22 protein-coding genes are annotated in these 24,914 nt (G+C 53.3%); 6 read left to right on the top strand and 16 right to left on the bottom strand.

Going from position 1 to position 24,914, the window contains the following annotated elements; all coding sequences use genetic code 11:
• Positions 1–244: 244 nt before the first annotated feature.
• The 4 genes from ABSH60_RS14465 to ABSH60_RS14450 form a co-directional block, all read right to left on the bottom strand.
• On the bottom strand, positions 245–1,036 hold the full coding sequence (locus tag ABSH60_RS14465; RefSeq protein WP_056770936.1) for an IclR family transcriptional regulator: 792 nt from the start codon (positions 1,034–1,036) through the stop codon (positions 245–247).
• Between the two features lie 537 nt (positions 1,037–1,573).
• Entirely contained in the window at positions 1,574–2,098 is a 525-nt protein-coding gene (aroL, locus tag ABSH60_RS14460) for a shikimate kinase AroL (RefSeq protein ID WP_390974523.1), read from the bottom strand.
• 265 nt (positions 2,099–2,363) lie between these two features.
• On the bottom strand, positions 2,364–2,942 hold the full coding sequence (locus ABSH60_RS14455) for a class I SAM-dependent methyltransferase (RefSeq protein ID WP_122096024.1): 579 nt from the start codon (positions 2,940–2,942) through the stop codon (positions 2,364–2,366).
• 213 nt (positions 2,943–3,155) lie between these two features.
• Entirely contained in the window at positions 3,156–3,431 is a 276-nt protein-coding gene (locus tag ABSH60_RS14450; protein WP_056770926.1) for a DUF1471 domain-containing protein, read from the bottom strand.
• A 403-nt stretch (positions 3,432–3,834) separates the two neighbouring features.
• Between ABSH60_RS14450 and ABSH60_RS14445 the strand changes: the two genes are divergently transcribed.
• The gene (locus ABSH60_RS14445; RefSeq protein ID WP_122096025.1) at positions 3,835–4,752 is read left to right on the top strand and encodes a DUF808 domain-containing protein; all 918 of its coding nucleotides are present in this window, start codon (positions 3,835–3,837) and stop codon (positions 4,750–4,752) included.
• Positions 4,753–4,850: 98 nt separating this feature from the next.
• On the opposite strand, the gene ABSH60_RS14440 is transcribed toward ABSH60_RS14445, so the two are convergent.
• Together ABSH60_RS14440 and ABSH60_RS14435 are read right to left on the bottom strand one after the other, a co-directional pair.
• Complete coding sequence (locus tag ABSH60_RS14440) at positions 4,851–5,399, bottom strand: DUF1190 domain-containing protein (protein WP_390974520.1); 549 nt, start codon at positions 5,397–5,399, stop codon at positions 4,851–4,853.
• 246 nt (positions 5,400–5,645) lie between these two features.
• Entirely contained in the window at positions 5,646–6,416 is a 771-nt protein-coding gene (locus ABSH60_RS14435) for a class I SAM-dependent methyltransferase (protein ID WP_122096027.1), read from the bottom strand.
• Between the two features lie 137 nt (positions 6,417–6,553).
• Between ABSH60_RS14435 and ABSH60_RS14430 the strand changes: the two genes are divergently transcribed.
• The 3 genes from ABSH60_RS14430 to sseA all read left to right on the top strand — a co-directional run bounded on the left by ABSH60_RS14430 (position 6,554) and on the right by sseA (position 8,902).
• A complete protein-coding gene (locus ABSH60_RS14430) occupies positions 6,554–7,351 on the top strand; it encodes a helix-turn-helix domain-containing protein (RefSeq protein ID WP_390974518.1) in 798 nt (265 codons plus the stop codon).
• Between the two features lie 124 nt (positions 7,352–7,475).
• Positions 7,476–8,024: a GNAT family N-acetyltransferase gene (locus ABSH60_RS14425; RefSeq protein WP_056770909.1), complete on the top strand. Its 549-nt coding sequence runs from the start codon at positions 7,476–7,478 to the stop codon at positions 8,022–8,024.
• Between the two features lie 32 nt (positions 8,025–8,056).
• Complete coding sequence (gene sseA / locus ABSH60_RS14420) at positions 8,057–8,902, top strand: 3-mercaptopyruvate sulfurtransferase (protein WP_056770905.1); 846 nt, start codon at positions 8,057–8,059, stop codon at positions 8,900–8,902.
• A gap of 48 nt (positions 8,903–8,950) precedes the next feature.
• Here the strand turns inward: sseA and ABSH60_RS14415 are convergent, their stop codons facing one another.
• From ABSH60_RS14415 to purL, 6 genes are all read right to left on the bottom strand, one after another.
• Positions 8,951–9,748 (bottom strand): PhnD/SsuA/transferrin family substrate-binding protein, encoded by a 798-nt coding sequence (locus ABSH60_RS14415; RefSeq protein WP_390974516.1) that lies wholly within the window; start codon positions 9,746–9,748, stop codon positions 8,951–8,953.
• Positions 9,749–9,763: 15 nt separating this feature from the next.
• Complete coding sequence (locus ABSH60_RS14410) at positions 9,764–10,771, bottom strand: fatty acid desaturase (RefSeq protein WP_390974514.1); 1,008 nt, start codon at positions 10,769–10,771, stop codon at positions 9,764–9,766.
• A gap of 100 nt (positions 10,772–10,871) precedes the next feature.
• On the bottom strand, positions 10,872–12,173 hold the full coding sequence (gene agp / locus ABSH60_RS14405; protein ID WP_390974512.1) for a bifunctional glucose-1-phosphatase/inositol phosphatase: 1,302 nt from the start codon (positions 12,171–12,173) through the stop codon (positions 10,872–10,874).
• Between the two features lie 172 nt (positions 12,174–12,345).
• Entirely contained in the window at positions 12,346–12,957 is a 612-nt protein-coding gene (pagP, locus tag ABSH60_RS14400; RefSeq protein WP_390974510.1) for a lipid IV(A) palmitoyltransferase PagP, read from the bottom strand.
• Positions 12,958–13,216: 259 nt separating this feature from the next.
• Entirely contained in the window at positions 13,217–13,840 is a 624-nt protein-coding gene (gene pagP / locus ABSH60_RS14395; protein WP_390974508.1) for a lipid IV(A) palmitoyltransferase PagP, read from the bottom strand.
• 276 nt (positions 13,841–14,116) lie between these two features.
• Positions 14,117–18,007 (bottom strand): phosphoribosylformylglycinamidine synthase, encoded by a 3,891-nt coding sequence (gene purL, locus ABSH60_RS14390; protein ID WP_390974506.1) that lies wholly within the window; start codon positions 18,005–18,007, stop codon positions 14,117–14,119.
• A gap of 278 nt (positions 18,008–18,285) precedes the next feature.
• Here purL and mltF point away from each other — a divergent pair, with 278 nt between their 5' ends.
• Complete coding sequence (gene mltF / locus ABSH60_RS14385; RefSeq protein ID WP_183848765.1) at positions 18,286–19,746, top strand: membrane-bound lytic murein transglycosylase MltF; 1,461 nt, start codon at positions 18,286–18,288, stop codon at positions 19,744–19,746.
• A gap of 11 nt (positions 19,747–19,757) precedes the next feature.
• On the opposite strand, the gene tadA is transcribed toward mltF, so the two are convergent.
• On the bottom strand, positions 19,758–20,276 hold the full coding sequence (tadA, locus tag ABSH60_RS14380; protein ID WP_056770878.1) for a tRNA adenosine(34) deaminase TadA: 519 nt from the start codon (positions 20,274–20,276) through the stop codon (positions 19,758–19,760).
• A 332-nt stretch (positions 20,277–20,608) separates the two neighbouring features.
• Here tadA and yiaY point away from each other — a divergent pair, with 332 nt between their 5' ends.
• The gene (gene yiaY, locus ABSH60_RS14375) at positions 20,609–21,760 is read left to right on the top strand and encodes an L-threonine dehydrogenase (protein ID WP_390974504.1); all 1,152 of its coding nucleotides are present in this window, start codon (positions 20,609–20,611) and stop codon (positions 21,758–21,760) included.
• Positions 21,761–21,867: 107 nt separating this feature from the next.
• Here yiaY and yfhb read toward each other — a convergent pair whose 3' ends face one another.
• The 3 genes from yfhb to murQ are packed head-to-tail and all read right to left on the bottom strand — an operon-like array spanning position 21,868 to position 24,800.
• A complete protein-coding gene (gene yfhb / locus ABSH60_RS14370) occupies positions 21,868–22,506 on the bottom strand; it encodes a phosphatidylglycerophosphatase C (RefSeq protein ID WP_056770871.1) in 639 nt (212 codons plus the stop codon).
• Between the two features lie 4 nt (positions 22,507–22,510).
• Positions 22,511–23,878, bottom strand: a complete 1,368-nt coding sequence (locus tag ABSH60_RS14365) for a PTS transporter subunit EIIC (RefSeq protein WP_122096127.1) — start codon at positions 23,876–23,878, stop codon at positions 22,511–22,513.
• A gap of 28 nt (positions 23,879–23,906) precedes the next feature.
• Positions 23,907–24,800 carry an N-acetylmuramic acid 6-phosphate etherase gene (gene murQ / locus ABSH60_RS14360; RefSeq protein WP_390975774.1) on the bottom strand — a complete coding sequence of 298 codons (894 nt, stop codon included), beginning with the start codon at positions 24,798–24,800 and terminating at the stop codon, positions 23,907–23,909.
• Positions 24,801–24,914: the final 114 nt, after the last annotated feature.

The raw sequence follows: 24,914 nt of genomic DNA, 5'->3' as shown, positions 1-24,914 counted from the left end.
TTTCAGGCCATACAGCCCTGAAAGACGCAGTGAACGGAGAAACTCAGATATCGTCAATGTGTTGGCTAAACTCATCACAAAATCCTCTTAAAACACGTAACCGGCGCAAACGCGCACGAGCTAAAACGGTTACGAACGCTGTTCATCATTGGAACAGTCATTGTGTCGTACTGGCTAAAAATAAGCCCTGGTGTCGGTCTGGTACTCGCTTTACTTTTAACGTCAGCAGTCACGCCTGACGTATTTACTGCAAATCGGACAACTTCAGATTATTTCCCCAGTCATCATCACCGAGTTTCTCAGCAATTTTTCGGGTAACGGCAATCAAACCGTCTTTTATTCCGTCCGGTATGCCCTTTCCTTCAGAAGGTGAAGAGAACGACAAACCTAATCCAACAATTTCATTGCGGTGTTTATTAAAAATGCTGGTGGCTAAAGAACTGATGCCCTGCAACGTTTCGTTGTTGGCAAAAGACAAACCGGTCTGCCGGATTTCAGCCAGGCGCACTAATAATAAATCGATGCTTTTCGGCGAATTCGCCGAGTTCACGTGATAAATACCCTTGTAACGCTCGCGCACTTCTTCGTCGCTGTAGCGGGCCAGGATCGCCCGGCCAATGGCCGTTTCATGCGCAGGCAGCAGGCTGCCCGCCGGTGTCATCACCTGCAGATACGTCCTGCCGGGAAACATGCGCATGACCATAATGTCGCGCCCTTCCAGTATCGACACGTATCCGGTGCACTGGGTCAGCTGGCTCAGTTGCGTCATATAAGGTGATGTCGCATCCACCAGCGGCGTCGAAAGATAATGGCTGGATACCGCCAGTAATAATTTTCCTATGCGATATAAACGGCTGTCCGGATCACGCTCTAACAGCCCTTGCGTTTCCATCGTCATTAATAACCGGGAAACCGTACTTTTTGGCAATTGTAAACTGCTCACCACATCACTGAATGACAAACCCGGATGCCCCTGACTGACACCCTGCCGGGAAAATAACTTCAGCACTGACGTCGCATTCTCTAATGTGCTCATAAAGAGAGAAGTTCCGATATGTGGAACAAGGTTCCTGTTAAGTTGTTTGAAAAATAGTGCTGATACGTGTCAGCGTCAAGGCGTTTATTTTTGCGCAAATGAAATTGCGGTTAAGGAATATGCTTAAAGATAATCCTAAGACCATTTAATAAAGAGAAGGAGGGGGAATAATGCCGAGTATTTATGAGGTGACGGATGTAAAACCCAGCAGAATGTAGCGATTAAAGATTACGCAAAATATACAGCGCAATAGAGGCTTCAACGAGGATAATTGTGATCGACCAGATAGCGGGCATCGCTTTGCTATGCTGGTGAAAGAATGACATCAGGGGTTTCATCATGGGATCCGTTGTGGAAGTGTAAAGTAATCACCTGAGTTATTACTTTACGCCTATGCATTCATCAGAGCAATATCGCCCGGTCGTGACGCACCGCACATCTGGTGGCCCGTTTTGTTTACGCCTGCCAAAATCCTGGCTGTCCGCGCATAAAAAAACGAGCCATCAGAGCTCGTTTTTTTATGTCCACGCCAGGCGTTCAGCGCGCCATCTGTAAGGCCAGAGCATCCATGATGGCATTGACGACCTGTGCGGGATCCTGCGTGCCGTCCACGACATGATGAGCGGCCTGCTGATACAACGCTTCACGCTCATTCAGCACCTGCATCATTTCCTCAGTAATCGGCTTGCCCGTCAGCGTCGGACGCTGGTCTTCCATCGGCGCATCTTCCAGACGGTTGGCAAGCGTAGAGGCCGGTGAACGCAGATAAATCACGGTGCCGGCCTGACGCATAAACTCACGATTTTCGGCAGAGAGCACCACGCCTCCGCCGGTCGCCACCACGGTGAGCGGTGAGCTGATCGTTTTCAGCGTCTCGGTTTCACGGCGGCGAAAACCCTGCCAGCCTTCACGGTCAACGATATCAGCCACACTGAGGCCAGAGGTGCGCAGCAAATGCAGATCGGTGTCGGAAAATTTATAGCCCAGCGCATTGGCCAGAGCACTTCCAACCGTCGTTTTGCCCGCGCCACGCGCGCCTACCATGAAAATGGGTTGTGTCATTAACGCTGTCCTTAATTCCCTGGGAGCCTCGTTGCTCATCTGATGAAAATCCATCACTGACCTGAAGGATAAATGTCAAAAATCGTACGTTGAAATGCCGACGCGGTGTACTCGCGAAATAGTACAACAAAAAAGCCTCACTGGCAGGTTTTTGTCACCTGCCGGTGAAGCTTCTGTAGCGTTTTATTTACGCCACCCCTGGCATGATACTGATAAATCCTTGCAGCGCAATATTCTCAGCAGGGTCAGGCGGTAAAGTGCTGTATCAGTGTGGTTTACAAATATAGACCAGAGCCGGCGGGAAATTCTTCACCACACGAATTTTTTTCCAGGTGAAGTAGCGTGAGAGCATTTTTTCAGAAAGATGACTGTACTGGAACAGCACCAGCACCCCGTCCTTCTCCTTCAGTTGCTGCTGCGTTCTTTGCAAAATTCTCATGCTGATCCGCGTGGGTATTGAGAGCAGAGGCAGGCAGGAAAACACGGCGTCGTAGCCGCCCGTGAGATGTTCCGCAGAATGCGCCATAACCTGCAGACGCGGGTCGTCGATCAGATTCAGTTTACGGATAAACGCAGGCTGGATCTCAAAGGCATCAAGCCGGGCATCAGCACGCATACGGTTCAAAATACGTCGGGTCAGTACGCCATCAGCAGCCCCTAACTCCGCGATATGTAAGGATGTTGTCCAGTCGATCTGGTTGAGCATGGCATGGCACAACCAGGGAGACGACGGCATCAGCGTTCCCATGGTCCGTGGTGAACTAATAAAATTCTGCAAATAAAAAAATTGATTCTGGATCGAAAGACCGGTGTTCTTAATCGTCATTCTCGCGGCATTCAACATATTAACCACCTCCTGAAAACATAGACCCTTATATAACAGAAAAATTCTTAAGAAATGATTATTAAGGGGAATAAACGTCAGGAGGAACAATTAAAAACAAATCACATGGGATAACTCCCAAAAAATGAGGCATGCGCAGGTCCGTGCACAAATAAAAAGGCCAATGTCAGGTGACATTGGCCTTCTCACACACTCTCTGAAGTCAGTCAGATGTTATTTATACAACTCAACATTTGCACGGTTCAGGCTGGAGTCACCCGGCGTACCGGCACCGACAACGCGGTAATGTGTTGCGCCTTTATCGCTGGCGATCTGGTTCAGCGCATCCGTCATGCTGCCTGGGACGGTGCTTGGGGCACTGACAGAAACCATACCCAGTGACTGATAAGTCCCACTTTCAGCCTGCTGTGCAGTGATTGGGGAAGCGGCCAGCGCAGAGAATGAAGCAACAGTAATGGCAACAGCAGTAATTGCAGGTAAGAGTTTCATATTACGCACCTTTCTTTCGTTAGTTTCGTTAATTAATGGAGCGGAAGCAATCCGTTGAAATAATTATCGCTTAACGAATGAAAGCAGGCGTAATGCAACGTAAAGAAGTTTAACCTTTGTGGTAAAAATAAGGAGGGAATGAAAGTAAATATGTAGACACTGATAAGCTGAGGAGAATCAAAGATATTTTATGGAGAAATGATGAAGAGTTTTCAAAGTTATTTAGGACCGGCACAACATTCGCACGAATCGACGGCGGAGTGCAATCACTGATATGATTATTTTTTATGAATTTTCTGCTTCCTTGATCACCTGCACAGTCAGGAACGCAGATTCGGGTTTCCGCGCGGGCGGAACTCATTTTAACAAGAAACGTAAAACGCTTTTATGGAGAGCATAAATTATGGCAGGTGGTAGCCTTCTGGCTTTGATCGATGACATTGCATCAATTCTTGATGACGTAGCGGCGATGAGTAAAGTCGCGGCCAAGAAAACGGCCAGCGTACTGGGAGACGACTTAGCGCTCAATGCGCAGCAGGTCACGGGGGTTAAGGCTGACCGGGAGCTGCCCATCGTCTGGGCGGTGGCTAAAGGGTCCATGCTGAATAAGGCCATTCTGGTGCCACTGGCTTTGCTTATCAGCGCCTTTATTCCCTGGGCAATTACGCCGCTGCTGATGATTGGGGGCGCGTACCTGTGTTACGAAGGGTTCGAAAAAATCGCGCATAAACTGATGCCCGGCAAGCATCATGAAGAAGAAAAACCGGCGGCTGAGCAGGTAAAAAATGAAGCCGACGCTAAAAAGCTCGAAAAAGAGAAAGTAAAAGGCGCCGTCCGGACTGACTTCATTTTGTCAGCCGAAATCATTGTGATTTCTCTCGGTATCGTCTCCGCCGCACCGTTCATCAATCAGGTCACTGTCATGGTGCTGATCGCCGTCGCGATGACCATTGGCGTGTACGGTCTGGTGGGGGCGATTGTGAAAATCGACGATGCCGGTTTATACCTGAGCAAACTGTCCGGCGAAAGTAGCGTCATGAACGGCGTACGCGCATTTGGGCGCGGCATCGTGAATCTCGCCCCGTGGCTGATGAAAACGCTGTCAGTGGTGGGGACTGTCGCCATGTTCCTGGTCGGTGGCAGCATTATCAGCCACGGGCTGCCGTTTATGCACAGCCTGATTGAGCCTCTGACGCACGGCCATGAAAGCTGGGTCAATACGCTGATTACCGGTGCAACGGATTTAGTTGTCGGTCTGATTGTCGGCGCGGCCGTACTGGCGCTGGTAATGATTGGGCAGAAAATGTTTGGTAAGAAATAAAATCGCCATATTTCGATAATACCTCTGCAGCGAAGATGATGAACCTGCAGAGGTTATTTTCACTTAACCATATTTTTTCGTGAAAATATTGACAACGGTTAGTGTAAAAGATGAGAACTGCTGCGGTAATGTGAGTGACGGGCAGGCAATTCCCCAATGCGTTTGAAACTTTTTTCTGAATGGGGTGAACGATACGTTCTGGAACCATCAGGGTAATAGGCACGAATATAGTACGCTTCATATTTACTGCCTTTAACTGTCCCCCATGAATGATCATTCGCTTCGGGCTCTTCCAGGGTCACAGAAAAGCCAGCCAAAACTGGCTTGTACCTCGGATAACTCCAGCCCCCACTATAATCAGTACATCCTCCATAACGGTAGACTTTTTTACATTCCTCTAATGTTTTGAAAGTTCGTGTATTTTTATAAATATCATCGTAAGCCGAAGACTCAGCGACCTGACAAAGAGCCAGTGGCCTGCTGGATGACTCGCAATCTTTAGCACTTATATAGATGGGGATCCTATTTCCAACAGGAATGTAAAAATAAGCCAGTATTGCTAAAGTCATAATAAAACAGACAGCACTCTCACGTGTAAACCTGTTAATAACACGACCATACAGTTCGATAAAGTAATTAAAAACCATGGAAATATCCTTATAAACACATGAGGTATAAAAAACCCATGGAGTTTATAAGCTTTCGGGGAAGAGTTCACTGCCAATTTATTCACTGGCCGTGTTATTTATTAAACCATAATTTATTTATATAGTAATTACCCCACAATCCGTTATATATATTCCTCATGAATATTTCACAATAACAATATCAAAACCTGCTTAAACTCATTGCCCCTGCCGGTCAGGAAAGACAATGAGCAAGCGTCACTGATTTCAGTTCTTCGAGGCCACCAGCATCATAATATCGCTGGTAAAGGTGCCGTCGGGCTGTATCTCGTAATGTTTTACCACGTCATCTGACATCACTTTTTGCAGCTCACGGATAGCCACAGCGAAGTGTTCCGGGGTGCGCATCCTTGCGATCCAGCTGGTGTACTCCAGCGGCAGGCGGTCGGTTGTGACCTCGCCGGCGATCAGACCAGCCTCAGACGCCATCTTCAGCCATTCACCCGGCGAATAATTGCGGACATGCGAAGTGTCGCGCAGCACCTCGACGGTTTGCAGGTAAATATCCAGCAGCGGATGCCCCGGCGACACGACGTCCATCATGATGAATTTTCCGCCCGGTTTCAGCACACGCGCCACTTCACGCAGCGCCTGTCCGACATCATGCCAGTGGTGTGCAGAATAACGGCTGATTATCACATCCGCGCTGTGGTCGTCGAACGGCAGCGATTCCGCCACGCCCTGCCTTACCGTGATGTTATTCAGCTGTTTGTCGCTGGCCGCCTGCGCGACCACATCCAGCATTTGCGCGGATAAATCATAGGCAATCACATTTTTCACCGCACCTGCGGCAACAAAACTGGCATGGCCTGCGCCACAGCCTAAATCGATCACCTGTGCCTCTTTATATGGCGCCAGCAGCGTCGCCAGACGTTGCAAATCTTTGCCCTGCGAGTGAACCGCGCTGGTCAGATAATCCTGCGCCTGTGAACCAAATTGCTTATCAACCGCCTGACTGTGGGTATTTTTCATGTTCATCATTGCTCCTGTCTGTCTTGTTTTTTGTCACAGGAATTCGGGTTTCGCGTGACCTCAAAATCACTATAGGCATTGTTCTATACGGGTACAATATGAGCGTTTATACTGGTATGAGTTGATTCCTGTCTGAGAAAACAATGATGGATAATACAGAGTCGCTCAGCGGCCCGAAGGCGCTGGGTTTATTTTTGCGCACGCACCGCGAACGTACCACGCCCGAAATGGTCGGCCTGCCGGGGTCCTCGCGCCGCCGGACCAGCGGACTGCGCCGCGAGGAGCTGGCACAAATCAGCGGTATCAGCGCCACCTGGTACACCTGGATTGAACAGGGGCGCGATGTGTCAATCTCTGCCACTACGCTCGACAGTCTCGCCAAAGCATTACGGATGGAACCGGCCGCCCGTGACTATCTGTTCAGTTTAGCCTCGATGAAAGACCCGCAGGCGGTGCCCTCGCCCACGGCACCGGGCGTTGGCCTGAAAAACTGCGTCAATCAGCTGACATGCCCTGCCTACCTGCTCGACAGCAGCTGGAACGTGCTGGCGTGGAATCCGCCAGCCGGTGCCCTGTTCAGCGGCTGGCTGGATGTGGATCCTCAGCCTAATCTGCTGGATTTTATGTTTCTCAATCCCTTAGCACGTCAGCTGGTCACCGACTGGGCGGAGCGCGCCAAGCGGGTGGTCGCTGAATTTCGCGCCGAAACCAGCCATTACGCGCATTCAGATGCGGTGCGTCAGACCGTTATCAGCCTGCGTGAACGCAGCGCCGGGTTTGATCAGTGGTGGACGCAGCAGGAGGTGCTGGCGCGCGAAGGCGGCGAGCGGCATTTTAATCATCCACGTGAAGGGGGAAAAAGTTACCGCCAGCAGACCTTTTTCCCGGCGGGATATGCCGAATGTAAGCTGGTTATGCTGGTGCCTGAAGGGGATAACTGACGGGCTGACAGCCCTGTTTTACCTCACTAAATCGGCGTTGCCGGCAATTGACATATCATTGCCGTATGTGTGAGGCTGATTCGATTGATTCCCCGTATTATTTCTCCACTGACGGATAATGATCATGATGACACGCCAGATTTATCAGGATGACGACATCGAGATTCGTGTGGCGACCGAACTTGAGGCCGTGCTGCACGTTGCGGCGATTCAGGATTCGGTCAATGAAATTGGCGCCTGGGAAACCTGGTGCACCGAAAGCTACACGGCGGATGACAGCCGCAAATATCTCGCAGACAGTGAACTGAAACGCCATCGCGGCGCTGAGTTCAATTTCTGTTTGTTTGAGCGCGCCAGCGGTAATCTGATTGGCAGCGTGAGCCTCAACCGCATCGTTCATGAATATAAGTTCGCCAATCTCGGCTATTGGATCCGCACCGGTTACACCGGGCGCGGTCTGGCAACGCTGGCGGTCAGAGCCGCGGCACGTTTCGCCTTTACCGAACTCGAACTGACGCGACTGGAAATTGTGGCGATGGAGGGCAATGCCCGCAGCCGCCGCGTGGCGGAAAAAGCAGGTGCCACTTCCGAAGGCCTGCACCGCAACCGGCTTTATTATCATGGTCAGCCGCGCGACGCCTGGGTCTATTCCCTGATCCCAGGCGATCTCTGAGCTGGCTTCACAAAAAAGATAAGGCACTGAACATGACTTTTTCTACCCATACCGTATCTACCGACTGGCTGGCGAAGAATCTGAATTCACCGGACGTCGTCATTATCGATTGTCGTAAATCCAAGCCCGGCATTACGCCGCCGATTGATTTCCATGGAAAATATCTCGAAGCGCACATTCCCAACGCCATTTACGTGGAAGTGGACGCCATCTCCGACTGCTCAACCGGCCTGCCGCATATGATGCCGACGGCGGAGGCGTTCTCCGCGTCGATGAGCCGTTTAGGCGTGGCCGACACGCAAACTATCGTGCTTTATGATGAAGGCGATTTGTTCTCCGCACCGCGCGTCTGGTGGATGCTGACCAGCTTCGGCGCGAAAAGTGTACGCGTGCTGGACGGGGGGCTGAATGCCTGGATTGCCGAAGGCAAACCGACACAAAGCGGCGAACACACCCGTGTGCCTTCAACGTTTAACGCAAAACTGGTACGTCCGGTGGTGGTCGACGCGCAGCAGGTCAAAGCGTCACTCGGCAAGGTGCAAATCATCGACGCCCGTTCGCTGGCACGCTTTAAAGCTGAAGCGCCGGAACCGCGTCCGGGTCTGCACGGCGGCCATATCCCCGGCAGTATCAGCGTGCCTTTTACTGAGCTGACGCAGGACGGGCACCTGAAAGCGCCGGATGCGCTGAAAGCAACCTTTGAACGTCTGGGCGTGGATCTGCATAAACCGGTGATCACCAGTTGCGGATCGGGTGTGACTGCCGCCGCACTGGCATTCGGGCTGGATGCGCTGGGTGTGAAAGAGGTGTCGTTGTACGACGGTTCCTGGGCGGAATGGGGTGACGTAAACGAAGATTACCCTATTGAAACGCACTGAAACCGGTGAAGCGCGTACACCCTCGCCGGGCTGAGAAGCCCGGCTTTTTTACGCCGTTTTTTGCAGGGTGAGCTCGCTCACGCCAAACGACTGAGCAATCTCTTTCATCAGGGTGATCACGCCGTAAGCCCGCCTCGGGACTTCCGTGAACGCCTCGATCAGCAGCGGCTGGCTGACCGGTTCCTGCGCGATTTCACGCAGCGCCTGCCGCAACAGGAGCAGATGTCCGGGGGAGGTGTGTGGCGAAGTGATAAGCGGCAGGCCGGGAACGGCCGCCGTTTGTCCGACCACAATCAGGCCGCGAAGCGCGTCCGGTTCTGAGCGCTGCAGCAACGCCATGGTGACGCAATCCACCGCCGCGATATCCGCTTTATTCTGCTGAACTACGTGCAGCGACTCCCGGTGGCTGCCGGTGGCGCTGGCGGCAGAAAAGAATTGCCCGGTGTGTGCCAGCGGCGCAACCAGCGCACGCAGGCTGTTGTAGCCAGACTGAGAATCAGTGCTGTTAAAGGCCAGACGCCGGTGGCGGAAATCGGCGAGATGGCGCCCCTGATCGTCCTCGCGCGCGACTAAAAAACTTCGATAGCGAAAACCATCACAGCCCGGTGCGAGATAGCTGAATGTGCCGACCAGTTGCACCTCTGGCAGGCTTTCTACCAGCGGAAATCCGCAGGTCTGGCTGAGCAGTAAATCAGGCATTTGCCAGTGAGCCAGTAAATCCTGCGGCCAGCTCAGGGTATCGGGGGTATCAGACAGGCCAAGCCGCCGGAGTTTATCGCGCAAAACGCTGGCGAAGGCCTCCACGTCGGCAGGTGAAATGGCGTACATCGGTAAGGACATCAGCATTATCCGGCGACTCCGTCAGAGGGTTTCCTGCTGATAATCATAGTCGCTGCGCTGCGGTTGCGCCGCTATTGCATCCGGCGCAAAAGGATGGCTTTCCACTTTTACCGGCGAACGCGTGTGGTCGCGAAACCACTGCCGGTAACCTTTCACCACAAACCCCTCGCTGCGCGCTTTGTACGCTTCGCGGTCGGAAAAATAAACCTGACGCAGCGCAAACCACGGCACCCCCGGCAAATCGTGATGCACCAGGTGATAGTTCAGATTGAGAAACAGCAGACGCCACACAAAACCCGCTTCATTCAGTGTCGATCTCGCTTGCGGTGCATGTTCTGCGCGGTGCTCAAAGAAGGACCGGACTTTGGTCAGGCTCAATGCCGGATAACTTACGGCCAGAACAAAATACAGCGGCGACAGCCCGCGCTGCGCCATCCAGCCAAGTAACACCGCCAGCATCGCGCCATGCACCAGCCACATAATCACCGGGCGCCACTCTCCGCGCAGTACAGCCAGCAGCGCCCCGGTCAGCGTACTCACAATATCTGACAGCGGGCCGAGCAGCATCCTTCCCGGCAAGGTATTGCGCAGGCGGACAACCCCTTTCATGGCGGGCGACAGATTTTCCCAGCTGGCGCGGCTGAAATAATAGCCCTCCGGGTCATCGCCGGGCAGCGTGAGATGTTCATTGCGGTGATGTTGTAAATGCGTATCGCGATACAGGCCGTAGGGATACCAGACCGCCAGCGGCAAGGTGCCAAACAGCTGGTTCAGCCAGGGTTTGCGGGTCGGATGCCCGTGGATGAGTTCATGTTGCAGCGACATATACCAGGTGGTGAACCAGAGAAGCAGCGGCGTGCCCAACCATGGCCCGAGTTGATGCCAGTAAAACACCGTCGCAAACCAGCCGCCGTAGACTGAGACAATCAGCAGCCAGGTGGGAATTTCCAGCCGCCACCAGACATGGCGGGAGCGGGAGGCGATGTCGGCCCGCTGACGGGCGCTGAGGTAAAACGAAGAGGACGCCATAATGTGCCAGAGTAAAAAGACCTGACACATTATCGGGCAGCCGGAAGACGCCGCTAACTAACTTAAAACACTATCTATTGCCAGCCAGCGGCTAAAGCACTCAGCCCTGTATATCTTTTTGCAATGCCTGAGTAAATTCCTCCATCGGGCAGAAACCTTGTTTATCGACAGTACAGCCGTCGATTTGCAACGTCACACGCTGAGGCGGATTTTTAAGGCTCAGTGCCACATTGTTACGGATCTGCTTCGCCGTCGGATAAACGTATTCGATTTTCATCAGATCTTTATTGGCCTGCTTGTCATGCCAGCGCTGGAAGACCACGGTGCCGCTGATCGGCGTACGTTCGTACTGGCCAGGCAACTGGTAATCCTGCGTTTTCAGTGCGGCGAGCAGAGAAGCGATATTGGAATCATGCCCGACCAGCACCGCCAGTTTTGCCTGCTGAGCCGCTTTCTCATCGGCGGTATTGGCGTGTTGTGGATCCAGTGCACCGGCAATAAAGGTCAGCAGCGGTTTAGCCGCGTTCGCAGCAATGGCCGGAGAGCCAAACAGCGTCTCGTGATACAGATTTTTGATATTTTCCAGCTGTGTCCATTGCTCAGGCGTACTGATTTTTCCCCAGGCAATATCCTTCATCGGGAAACCTTCGTAATACTGCAACATGAACGCATCGGTCGCGCCGGTCGCCATTCGCAGAGGCCCGGTAATTCCCGGCTCTTTGCCCTGCGTCAGCACCACTTCCGATGGCTGAGAAGCCAGATCGCACTGCTGCTTCTCTTTACAGATCTTGCTGTTTTTGTAATCGAGGATGCTTTCCAGCAACTGGTAGTTTGGCTTGAGGCGCTGATTCAACCCCGTCAGACCGCCCTCGCCTGCGTGCTGGTTAATGGAATTCAGTGCGCCGGTTTTAAAGGTATCGTTCACTTCTGCGGTAATGATCGGGTTAAACACCGGATCCATTTTGCCGACTTCAACGCGGTTAAGTACCGTGACATCACAGCCAGGGAAAGCCCCGGTGGTGAAATGCTTCGCGGTATCAATGGTGCGCGGCAGGCTGTTGGCGTAGGTAAAGACCTGTGCATTTTCCGGGCATCCGGTGGCGGGCAGCAGTTTGTCCTTTGCCAGCCAGGCGCGGAAATAATGCCCCATGTGTTCAGAAATCTGGCCGCCTTTTGGCGTCAGTAATCCGCCTTCGGTTTTCCACACCGGCCAGGTGTGCGTGGTGGATTCGGCAAGCACATCACCATAATTCACCAGCGGCGCGCGGATGCCGTGGCGGCTGAGCACCAGCACTTGTTGCAGTTCGAGATTATCAGACTGTGCAGCCTGAGCGGCCGGTAAGATGAGCGGTAAAACGCAGGCAAAGGCTGACAACGCAAGATAACGGGATGCTTTTTTCACGAGTGATCCTCTTAATGAATAGTTTTACAGATTCCCTGAAAACAAAAACACCGCAGAAACCAACGGATTGATTCCTGCGGTGAATTTTCAGCATAGTGGAATATTCATCAGAAGTGGGGGATCAGGTTCACAACCTGCGCCCTGTGTATTGTTCAGTCACAAAGAAACCGGATCAGAACTGATAGCGAAGCCAGGCAAAGAAAACATTGCCGTTATTGTAGGTGCCCGGAATATAGGTCGCCTGAAAGGTCAGTTTGTTATAGCCGACGGAGGCCAGCGGCAACACGATGGGAATGGGGATATATTCGTAATCATCCCGCGCCGTCACCGCCGCGGTATAGCCCAGACCTACCCGAAAATTTTTGTCTTCTGCGGGCGTCCATATTTTTTCCCAACCGTAACCGCCAATCGGTTCCCATTTATTATGCGAGTCTTTAAACGCCATGAAATAAATGCCGTGCCAGTTCCCTTTATCATCGTACCGGGAAATACCATAACCGCCGCCCCACGGGCGCTCATTATATTTGTCGGTTTTTTCTTTATCGTAGGTAAGACGGTTATGCCAGGTAATCACCGGCAGATAAACGTCCTGCGCCTCAGGCGCGTTCCAGGTTTCGGCCACGTTTTCTTTGAACGTATCCCACATGCCTGGAAAAATAGATTCCTTTCCATCCCAATTGGGTGTGCTCGTCGGATTAACACCGCTGTTGGTTGCCCAAACCGGTGAACTCAATCCCAGCGATAATACAACACCCATATAACAGATTAATTTGTTGATAGACATATTCACAATAACTCCCTGTTTAGGGGTGCATCATAAACAAATCATGGCTCAATAAATTAAACGAAGGTATAACAAAAACATCTGCACATTTTCAATTCGATGAATTTACAGCATTTAAGATTTCTATTATCAGATTTATCCGTAATTTATTTAGGCCTCGTTTAGATAAACGTCTTATGTGAGCTGATTCAGCAAAACAGGAATCATAAAACACATCAGGAATAATCTTAATGTACTGTATAGTTAATTGAAGAAAGTTTTAGAACTGAAAGCGGAACCAGCCAAACAATACGTTCCCCTTACTGTTGCCGCCGGGCACATAAGTGGCCTGGAAGGTCAGCCTTGAGTAGCCTGCTGACACCAAAGGCAGCACCATCGGGAAAGGAACGTAATCATAATTATCACGCGCCGATACAGCGGCAACATACCCGGCACCTAAACGAAACTCTTTATCACTCAGGGGTTGCCATATTTTTTCATAACCGTAACCGGCTACGGGCTCCCATTTATTAAAAGAATCTTTAAATGCCATGGCATAAAGTGCATGCCAGTTTCCTTTTTCGTCATAACGTGACACCCCGTATCCACCGCCCCAGGGATGCTCATTATAACCATCAATTTGTTTTTTACTGTGCGTGTGCCGGTTATGGCGGGTTAATACCGGAAGAAACAGATCTTGCTGCTGGGGTGCTTTCCAGGTTTCAGCAATATTATTTTTAAATGTTGACCACAATCCGTCGTTATTTTCCTGCCCGGAGACTGCCTGAGCGGGGGGGATAATATGACTTTCACCGGCCTGAACATAACCGGCACCTAATAACGAAAGGGTGAAAAAAGAATATGAAACTACTGCGCGAATATTCACGAAATGATTATTTTTCATTGGCGTTATTGCCCTGTTGAGTTGACCAGGACATTATATGACGTCAAATAAATATGAATACTGAATGATATATTAAGAAAACATAAATCGAATAAATAGATCTTTTTATGCCGTTAAAAAACAGCACCTTAGAACGATGATGATCGGCTGAACGCAGAAAAATGAGTTCCGTCTGGTGGCGCTGACAGATGACTGCTTTCTTTCAGAGATGCCCTGACATAAAAAAATCCGCAGGCTTTCGCACTGCGGATTTTTATTACTGACACCGGTTAAGCATCAACCGAGCTGTTTACGCGCATTGCGGAACATGCGCATCCACGGGCTGTCTTCGCCCCACTCTTCCGGATGCCAGGAGTTGCTGACAGTACGGAATACGCGCTCAGGGTGCGGCATCATAACGGTGACGCGGCCTGACAGGTTGGTCACCGCCGTAATCCCGTTCGGAGAGCCGTTCGGGTTCGCCGGATAGGCTTCCGTCGCCTGACCGTTGTTATCCACAAAACGCAGCGCCACCAGGTTGCTGTGCTCGATTTGTGCCAGATGCGCCGCATCACGCACTTCCACGTGGCCTTCACCGTGGGAAACAGCGATTGGCATACGTGAACCGGCCATGCCCTGCATGAACATCGACGAGCTGGCGGTCACTTCCACCAGGCTGAAGCGTGCTTCAAAGCGATCAGACAGGTTACGCACAAAGCGCGGCCAGTGTTCAGCCCCCGGGATCAGCTCTTTCAGGTTCGACATCATCTGGCAGCCGTTACATACGCCCAGCGCCAGCGTTTGCGGACGGTGGAAGAACTCTTCGAACTCTTCACGCACGCGGTCGTTGAACAGAACTGATTTCGCCCAGCCTTCACCCGCGCCCAGCACGTCACCGTAAGAGAACCCGCCGCACGCCACCAGCGTGTGGAAATCCTGCAAATCACGGCGACCGGCCAGCAAATCGCTCATGTGCACATCAACCGCATCAAAACCTGCACGGTGGAAAGCGGCAGCCATTTCAACGTGGGAGTTAACGCCCTGCTCGCGCAGTACCGCCACTTTCGGACGCGCGCCCTTCGCGATGTACGGCGCCGCCACGTCTTCGTCAGGAGCAAATGTCAGTTTGACGTTCAGACCCGGATCGAGATCCTGAGTTTTGGCCTGATGTTCCTGATCGGCACATTCCGGGTTATCGCGCAGACGCTGCATCTGCCAGGTGGTTTCTGCCCACCAGGTACGCAGCGTGGTACGGCTTTCGCTGTACACCGGCTTGCTGCCGGAAGAAATGATGAAGCGATCGCCGGTTTCTGCGGTGCCGAGATAATGTGTGCAATCCGCCAGACCAAAATCAGCCAGCGTTTTCTCAACCGCTTCACGGTCTGATGCACGCACCTGGATCACCGCGCCCAGTTCTTCGTTGAACAAGGCTGCCAGCGAATCGTTACCCAGCGCCGCGATATCGGCAGTCAGGCCGCAATGCCCGGCGAAGGCCATTTCAGCCAGCGTCACCAGCAGACCACCGTCGGAACGGTCATGGTAAGCCAGTAATTTTTGCTCAGACACCAGCGCCTGCATGGCGTTGAAGAAGCCACCCAGTTGCTCTGCGCTGCGCACATCGGCAGGCGTGTTGCCGAGCTGACGGTAAACCTGCGCCAGCGCCGTCGCACCCAGTGCGTTATGGCCGGCACCCAGATCCACCAGCAGCAGCGCGGTGTCACCTTTATCCGTGCGCAGTTGCGGCGTCACGGTGTGGCGCACGTCTTCAACGCGGGCAAATGCCGTAATCACCAGAGAAAGAGGTGAGGTCATTTCGCGTTGTTCATTGCCTTCCTGCCAGCGGGTTTTCATCGACATGGAGTCTTTGCCCACCGGAATGGTGATGCCCAGCGCCGGACAAAGCTCTTCACCCACCGCTTTCACCGCGGCATATAATCCGGCATCTTCGCCAGGGTGACCGGCGGCAGACATCCAGTTCGCTGAAAGCTTAACGCGTTTCAGGCTGCCGATTTCGACAGCGGCGATGTTGGTCAGCGCTTCGCCCACGGCCATACGACCCGAGGCGGCGAAGTCCAGTAAGGCGATTGGCGCACGTTCGCCCAGTGACATCGCTTCACCGTGGTAGCTGTCGAGGCTGGCGGTCGTGACCGCGCAGTCAGCAACCGGGATTTGCCACGGCCCCACCATCTGGTCGCGCGCCACCATACCGGTGACGGTACGGTCGCCGATGGTGATCAGGAAGGTTTTCTCGGCAACCGCCGGCAGATGCAGAACGCGGTTTACCGCTTCAGCAATCTGAATATTTTCCGCATTCAGGTCGTCGCCGTTGGCTTTCAGCGTGGTGACGTCGCGGGTCATTTTCGGCGTTTTACCCAGCAGAACGTCGAGCGGCATATCAATCGGCTGGTTGTCGAAATGGCTATCTTCCAGAGTCAGATGCATTTCTTCAGTGGCTTCACCGATCACCGCGTAAGGTGCGCGCTCACGTTTACAGATGGCATCAAACTGCGCCAGCTGTGCTGGTGCGACGGCCATGACATAACGTTCCTGAGATTCGTTACACCAGACTTCCAGCGGGCTCATGCCCGGTTCGTCGTTGAGGATGTCGCGCAGCTGGAAACGACCGCCACGGTTACCATCGCTCACCAGTTCCGGCATGGCGTTGGACAAACCACCGGCACCGACGTCATGGATAAACAGAATCGGGTTGTCTTCGCCGAGCTGCCAGCAGCGGTCGATCACTTCCTGGCAACGACGTTCCATTTCCGGGTTATCGCGCTGTACGGAAGCAAAATCCAGATCCGCATCCGACTGACCTGAGGCCATCGAAGAAGCCGCACCGCCGCCCAAACCGATATTCATCGCCGGGCCGCCGAGCACAATCAGTTTCGCGCCAACGGTGATTTCACCTTTCTGCACGTGATCGGCACGGATGTTGCCGATACCCCCGGCCAGCATGATCGGCTTGTGGTAACCGCGCAGTTCAGGGCCGTTGTGGCTGTTGACGTTTTCTTCATAAGTACGGAAGTAGCCCAGCAGTGCCGGACGACCGAATTCGTTGTTGAACGCAGCGCCGCCCAGCGGGCCGTCGGTCATGATATCCAGCGCGGTCACGATACGATCCGGCTTACCGAAATCTTCTTCCCACGGCTGTTCAAAGCCCGGAATACGCAGGTTGGAAACGGAGAAACCGACCAGACCGGCTTTCGGTTTTGCACCGCGACCGGTTGCGCCTTCGTCACGGATTTCACCGCCGGAGCCGGTTGCCGCACCCGGCCAGGGAGAGATCGCCGTCGGGTGGTTATGCGTTTCGACCTTCATCAGAATGTGCGCCTGCTCCTGATGGAAATCGTACAGACCGTCTTTCGCATCGGCGTAAAAACGGCCGACCTGTGAACCTTCCATCACGGCGGCGTTGTCTTTATACGCGGACAGCACGTGATCGGGCGTCTGTTCGAAGGTGTTCTTGATCATCTTGAACAAGGATTTCGGCTGCGTTTCGCCGTCAATAATCCAGTCAGCGTTGAAGATTTTATGACGGCAGTGTTCGGAGTTAGCCTGCGCGAACATATACAGCTCGATGTCAGTCGGGTTGCGCCCCAACGACGTGAAGGCTTCCATCAGGTAATCAATTTCGTCCTGCGCCAGCGCCAGACCCAGTTTGATGTTGGCCGTTTCCAGCGCGCTGCGGCCTTCGCCGAGAATATCAACGTGCTGCACCGGCGCAGGCTGATGCTGTGCAAACAGCGCACTGGCGTCTTCCAGATTGCCGAAGAGCGTTTCCATCATCCGGTCATGCAATAAAGCGCCCAGCTGTGCCCACTGCGCTTCGCTCAGCTGCGGAGCCTGCACGTAGAAGGCCAGACCGCGCTCCAGACGCAGAACCTGCGACAAACCGCAGTTGTGTGCAATGTCAGTGGCTTTGGAAGACCAGGGAGAAATGGTGCCAGGGCGTGGCGTGACCAGCAGTAAACGACCGGTTGGAGCGTGTTCAGCGAGAGAAGGACCGTATTTCAGGAGGCGTTGTAACTTGGTTTGTTCGTCCGAACTCAGCGGCGCGCTGACATCGGCAAAGTGTACATATTCGGCGTAGATATCGCTGACCGGAAGGCGGGCATCCTGACAGCGGGACAACAATTTGTTAATGCGAAAAGCCGACAAAGCGGGCGAACCACGCAGTATTTCCATAATCACAGATCTCTCGTCTTCGAAGACACTGACCACAGTGCTTCATTGGGCGCAACAGGGGGAAAACGCGGCCTATTATAAAGAAAGCCTTCGCCTGACGAAACCGTTTGCGCAGTGAATATTGATATTCATTTATAGGCAGGCATTTCGTGCGGGTATTATGAATAAAGTTGCAGACTGTCGTTTTGTTGAGCAAAATGCGTCAGCACTGGGGATATAACCATACAAACTGCACAGCATATCGTAAAAAAACAAGAGCGCCGCAGCGAGATAACTATTTGAAGCGACTAAAATTTAATTATTTCCTCATGGGAATTGCCGCCCTGTTGCTGGCGCTGGCCTTATGGCCTGCCGTGCCGTGGCATCGGGGTGAAGGTGACCAGCTGGATCAAATAAAATCCCGTGGAGAATTGCGCGTCAGCACGCTCAATTCTCCACTGACTTTTATGGACTCACCGGAAGGTAATCTCGGCTTCGATTACGAACTGGCAAAACGCTTCGCAGATTATCTGGGGGTGAAGCTCGTCGTCTCTCAGCACACCACCGTCGACGCGATGTTCAACGAACTCGATCACGATAAAGCCGACATGCTGGCGTCCGGTCTGGTCTACAACAATGAACGGCTGAAAAACTACCGCGCCGGGCCGGAATACTATTCCATCTCCCAGCAACTGGTTTACCGGCAGGGCTCCGCCCGGCCAAAAAGTTTTGCCGACATTAAAGGCACTCTGGTGGTTTCCGCCGGAACCGCGCACATCCCGACACTGGAAGCCGCAGGCAAAAAATTCCCCAACCTGACGTGGAGCACCACTGACAAGATGTCGCCACGCGACCTTCTGCAGCAGGTGGAAAATGGCAAACTGGATTACACGCTGGGCGATTCAGTGACCATCGCGCTGATGCAGCGTGTCTATCCACGCCTTGCCGTCGCGTTTGACGTTACCGAAGATGAACCCGTCACCTGGTATTACCGCAAGCAGCCCGACGACGACAGCCTCTCCGCCGCTATGCTCGACTTTTTCAGCCAGATTGCCGACGACGGCACTCTGCAAAAGCTCGAGGAGAAATACCTCGGCCACGTCGGCGATTTCGATTACGTCGATACACGCACTTTCCTGAACGCCATCGACAAAACGCTGCCTGACTTGCAGCCATTGTTCGAAAAATACGCGCAGGATATCGACTGGCGCTTACTCGCCGCCATCGCGTATCAGGAATCACACTGGGATCCGCAGGCCAAATCACCCACCGGCGTGCGCGGTGTGATGATGCTAACCCGTGCCACCGCCTCGGGGCTGGACGTGGATGACCGGACCGACGCCGAGCAAAGTATCCGTGGCGGCGCGCTCTATCTGTCGCGACTGATGGAGAAAATGCCGGACAGCATTCCGCAGGACGAGAAAATCTGGTTTGCCCTTGCGGCCTATAACATGGGTTACGGCCACATGCTGGATGCCCGCAAACTGACGGCGCAGCAGAAAGGCAACCCCGACAGCTGGGCGGATGTGAAGCAGCGTCTGCCTATGCTTAATCAGAAACGCTACGCGGGCCGCACCACCTACGGGTATGCGCGCGGGACGCAGGCTTATAATTACGTGGAAAATATCCGCCGCTATCAGCTCAGCCTGGTGGGATATCTGACGGAAAAAGAGAAACAGCTGGCACAGCAGGCGGCATTGCAGGCCCAGTTAGGCCAGGGCTATCCGGCGGTGGAAGCGAAGGAAGCGCTGGCAGAGTAAGGCAGGCGGGGTTATTCGGGTTCTGCGCCTTGTTCAGCAGCGCGTTGCGCCAGTCTGAGGGCTTTTTTCTGACTGCGGCGATAACGGAAAAAAGCGCTCAGCTGTTCCGAACACGCCTGCGCCAGAACGCCGGAGGTAATCTCTATCTGATGATTCATGCCCGGATGGCGCAGCACGTCGAGCAGTGATCCGGCGGCACCGGTTTTAGCATCTGCCGCGCCATACACCACACGGCGGATCCGGCTGTGAATCATCGCGCCGGCACACATCACGCAAGGCTCAAGAGTGACATACAGCGTGGCATCAATCAGGCGATAGTTTTGCACCGCGCAGCCGCCCTGGCGCAGCGCCATAATTTCGGCATGTGCAGTCGGATCGTGATGCCCGATGGAACGGTTCCAGCCTTCGCCAATGACCCGGTTATCCAAAACCAATACAGCGCCCACCGGCACTTCGCCTTCATCCTGCGCTTTCAGAGCCAGAGTCATGGCATATTGCATCCATTCTTCGTCACCCTTTGTCTCGTTCATCACTGTCTCTGTCACTTCAACCTCAGCCAATATTTCCTGCGGTCATTATACCTTTGTTCAGCCGCCCCGCCCACGGCAGCCAGGTGTATTCAGCCAAACAAATTGATCTGATGAATGAGTAATATCTCTGATGGAGTTTACCTGATGCCGCATCGCGGACTCCCTTTGAAAAACACTGAGCGAAACAGATAATAACCTTAATATTCATGAGGATTAGCACTGGTTTTTTGCGATAAAAAACAGCAAATATTGCGTCAGATCAAATCGTGTTACCGGTAACAATCATAAGATTTCCTTGTACCCACTAAGAATTAACAATAAGGAAATACATTATGGCTACTGCAACTTTCTTTATCCCTTCTGTCAATGTCATCGGTTCCGGCGCACTCAACGAGGCGGCCACCGCCATCTCCCAACACGGTTTTCATCATGCATTGATCGTTACCGATAAAGTGTTATTCGATATCGGCGTCGTTAAACAGGTTCAGGAATTACTGGCGCAAAGCGATGTACAAAGCAGCGTCTACCACGGCACGCACCCTAACCCAACCACCCGCAATGTGCGCGAAGGCCTGGACGTTCTGCAACGCGATGGCTGTGACTGCGTGATTTCACTCGGCGGCGGTTCTCCGCATGACTGTGCTAAAGGCATTGCGCTGCTCGCCACCAATGGCGGTGACATTAAAGATTATGAGGGCGTAGACCGCTCGGCAAAACCTCAGTTGCCGCTGATTTCCATTAACACCACAGCCGGTACTGCATCAGAAATGACCCGTTTTTGCATCATCACTGATGAAGAACGCCACATCAAAATGGCTATCGTCGATAAAAACGTCACACCGCTGATGTCCGTCAACGATCCTCATCTGATGGTCGGAATGCCTAAAGGGCTGACGGCTGCCACCGGGATGGATGCCCTGACTCATGCCATTGAAGCTTACGTCTCCAGCGCGGCGAACCCGATAACGGATGCCTGCGCGCTGAAAGCCGTCACCATGATTGCAGAGTCACTGCGTACCGCCGTGGAAGACGGCGCCAATATGCAGGCCCGTGAGAACATGGCTTACGCGCAGTTCCTCGCCGGAATGGCCTTTAACAATGCGTCACTCGGCTACGTGCATGCCATGGCGCATCAGCTTGGCGGTTTCTATAACCTGCCACACGGTGTTTGTAACGCTGTGCTGCTGCCGTTCGTGCAGGAATACAATGCCCGCGTCGCCAGCCCGCGCCTGAAAGAAGTGGCCGCGGCGATGCATATCGATGTGGCGGACATGAGTGATGAGCAAGGTGCCAAAGCCTGTATCGATGCCATCCGCCAGCTGGCGCGCGACGTGGGGATCCCAGCGGGGTTGCGCGATTTGAAGGTGAAAGAGGAAGATTTTACTACGCTGGCGACCAATGCCCTCAACGATGCCTGTGCACTGACTAACCCGATTCAGGGGACACATCAGGACATTGTCGGTATTTTTAAAGCGGCAATGTGATTCACTGAAAGAATTTCTCGAACTTGACGGGGGCGTTGAGGAAAAGAAAGTGCAGAAAAGGCCGGATAACCGGCCTTTTCTTTTTGCGCGAAACAGAACGTCACGCTTTACTCCAGCTGTTGTAATTCCCCCTGCTTGCTGACACGAAAGCGGTGTTCACAAAAGAACAGCAACGGATTGTCCTGTTTGCTGTCGCTGTAGCCGCTGTAGAGTTTCAGCGGCGAACCGATCCGGCTTTCCAGTTGCACGACCTTCTCTTCTCCCAGACAACGTAACGGCAACACCCATCCCCCTTTCGCACGGGCGATCCGGCTGCCTACCAGTTTTACCTGCGGCAGAAACAGCGACGTGTCATAAACCTGTCGCACCAGATTTTCCGGCGAGCCGGTAATCAGCCAGACCTCAGTGTCATCACTCTCGAGATATTCGCGCAGGCGCCGCTGCACAACCGGGAACTCCACCACCTTCTGGCGGAAGGCGTTAACAAACTGTAATTCCAGCGCCTTTAAACGCGCCTCGCTGTGCCCGAAAGTGATTGCCCACAGCAGCAGGCTCATAGGCCAGCGCGCGGCGCGCCCCTGAAAAAATAGCCCCAGCCCAATCAGCGGCAATAAGGGCACCACCAGAATCAAATTTTGCGGCATACGCCAAAGCAGGAAGCGCAGAAAGGAACCAAACATATCCTGCTGATGCAATGTGCCATCAAGATCAAAAAAAACTACCCGTTGGTCAGGCTTCGTAGTCAATCCGTTACTCCTCGGGATCGTTGAACCCCATCATCCAGGTAAATATAAAACCAGCTAATACCGTAATGACTAAACCTGCCAGATACAACATCACTTTTCCAGAAACGATCGTCAGTGCCAGCGGCAATCCTGAAATCCCGAAGGTGATCACCGTGGCGACTTTCCAGTAACAGATGAGTGCGCCGCCGACGGCACCGCCCAGACAGGCGCCGATGAAAGGCCGCCCGAGCGGCAGCGTGACACCAAAAATCAACGGTTCGCCAATCCCCAGGATCCCGACCGGTAACGCACCTTTAATCACTTTTTTCAGACGGGCATTACGGGTTTTCATATAAACAGCGATCGCCGCGCCAACCTGCCCGACACCCGCCATTGCCAGAATCGGCAGCAAAGGATTGGAACCGTGAGCCTGAATCAGTTCTACGTGGATCGGCACTAATCCCTGATGCAAACCTGACAGTACCAGCGGCAAAAATGCCCCGGCCAGAATGGCGCCGACCAGTAAACCGCCTTTATCGATAGCAATATTGACACCGTGCGCAATGCCGTCCGAGATGTACCCCCCGAGCGGTTGCAGGATAATAATCGCCAGTGTCGCGGTGATAAGCGTGGTGATAAGCGGGTTGAGGATAAGCTCCACGGACTCCGGTAACCCCTCACGCAGACGTTTTTCCAGCCAGCACATCAGCGCCACCACCAGCAGTACGGCAATTACCCCGCCGCGACCGGGCTGCAACGTTTCGCCGAATAAGGTGATCTGCGCCAGCGCAGGGCTGGAGAGAATACCGGCCATTACGCCGCCCATCGCCTGCGAACCTCCAAACACCCGCGCCGCATTGACGCCGACCAGAATGTTCATGATGGCAAAAACGGCCCCGCCGAACACGGCCAGTAATCCAAGAATATTCGGATAATCGGTGGCAATCGATCCGGCGATGTCGGGGCGCTTGAGCAGGTTGATGATGCCCATGATCAGACCGGAAGCAATGAATGCGGGGATAAGCGGAATAAAGACGTCGGCAAGCTTTCGCAGCGCCCCGCTCATCGGCGCGGAGTATTTGGCTTTTGCATTCGCCTTGTTACGGGCAATATCCGTTTCACCACCGCCGTTTTGGCGGGCAGGCGTCAGCTGTAAGCGCATGGCATCGACGACTTTTGCCGCCGCTCCCGGCCCGACAATAAACTGATGCTGATCGCCCTGCTTAAGATAGCCCTTAATGCCGTCGAGCGTTTTCAGGCTGGTCAGATCTAAAAGCTGCTCATCCAGCACTTCCACACGCACGCGCGTCATGCAGTTTTCCAGCTTGCTGATGTTTGCTTCGCCGCCCACACCCTGCAAAATTCTGGAAGCCAGCAGGTGAGTTTTATTCATCTCCGTCGCCATACTTATCCCCTTATGCTTAATCAGCCAGAGCCAGACGCAGGAATCCGTTATGTCTGGTCAGGCGTGCTTGCGCCTGTTGCGCATCAATGCCCGCCAACAGCATCAGAATCGCCGGTTTTACTTCAAAATCAGTTTGCGCGAGCGCCTGTTCTGCAGCAGTTCGTTCCGCGCCGGTGGCCTCCACCACAATCCGGCAGGCACGATCCACCAGTTTGACGTTGGTCGCTTTCACATCCACCATCAGGTTCTGATAAACCTTGCCCGTTTTCACCATGGCACCGGTTGAAATCATATTGAGTACCAGTTTCTGTGCGGTACCGGATTTCAGACGGGTGGAGCCGGTCAGCGCCTCCGGGCCAACCACCGGAGAAATGGCGATATTGGCTTCGCGGGCAATCGGTGAGTCCGGGTTACAGGAAATCGCCACCGTCGCACACCCCAGCGCGGTGGCATAACGCAGCGCGCCAATCACATACGGCGTGCGTCCGCTGGCCGCCAGTCCGACAACCGTATCTTTCGCCGTCAGGTTTAGATTTTTTAAATCTTCAATGCCCAGATTTTCATCGTCTTCAGCGCCTTCTACCGCTTTGAGCATGGCGCCGGGCCCACCGGCTATCAGCCCGACAACCACGCCATGCGTTACGCCAAACGTCGGCGGACACTCTGACGCATCCAGCACGCCCAGACGACCGCTGGTGCCTGCACCGAGATAAATCAGGCGCCCCCCGGCAGTCAAAGAGGCCGCGGCGTGGTCAACGGCCTGAGCAATGGCTGGCAGAACGAGGCTTATCGCCTCGGGCACTTTGCGATCCTGGTGATTAAAGCAGGTCACCAGCTCCAGCGTGGACATCTCATCCAGATTCATTGTTTCCGGATTACGGCTTTCTGAGATAAGGGAACCTAAGTTCATGGCATTGCTCATGGCACACTCCTGAATTTTTAATTCAAAATAATCATCCAATACTTGAATATTTTATTCATCAATGCGAGGAATATTTGCTACTTTAGATAACATAATCAGTAA

The sequence above is a fragment of the Rahnella sp. R3(2024) genome (genome assembly GCF_042920125.1).
GTDB classification, from domain to species: Bacteria; Pseudomonadota; Gammaproteobacteria; order Enterobacterales; family Enterobacteriaceae; genus Rahnella; species Rahnella rivi.
Note: the sequence above shows the minus strand (reverse complement) of the source record. Positions and strands in the feature narration are given on the sequence as shown.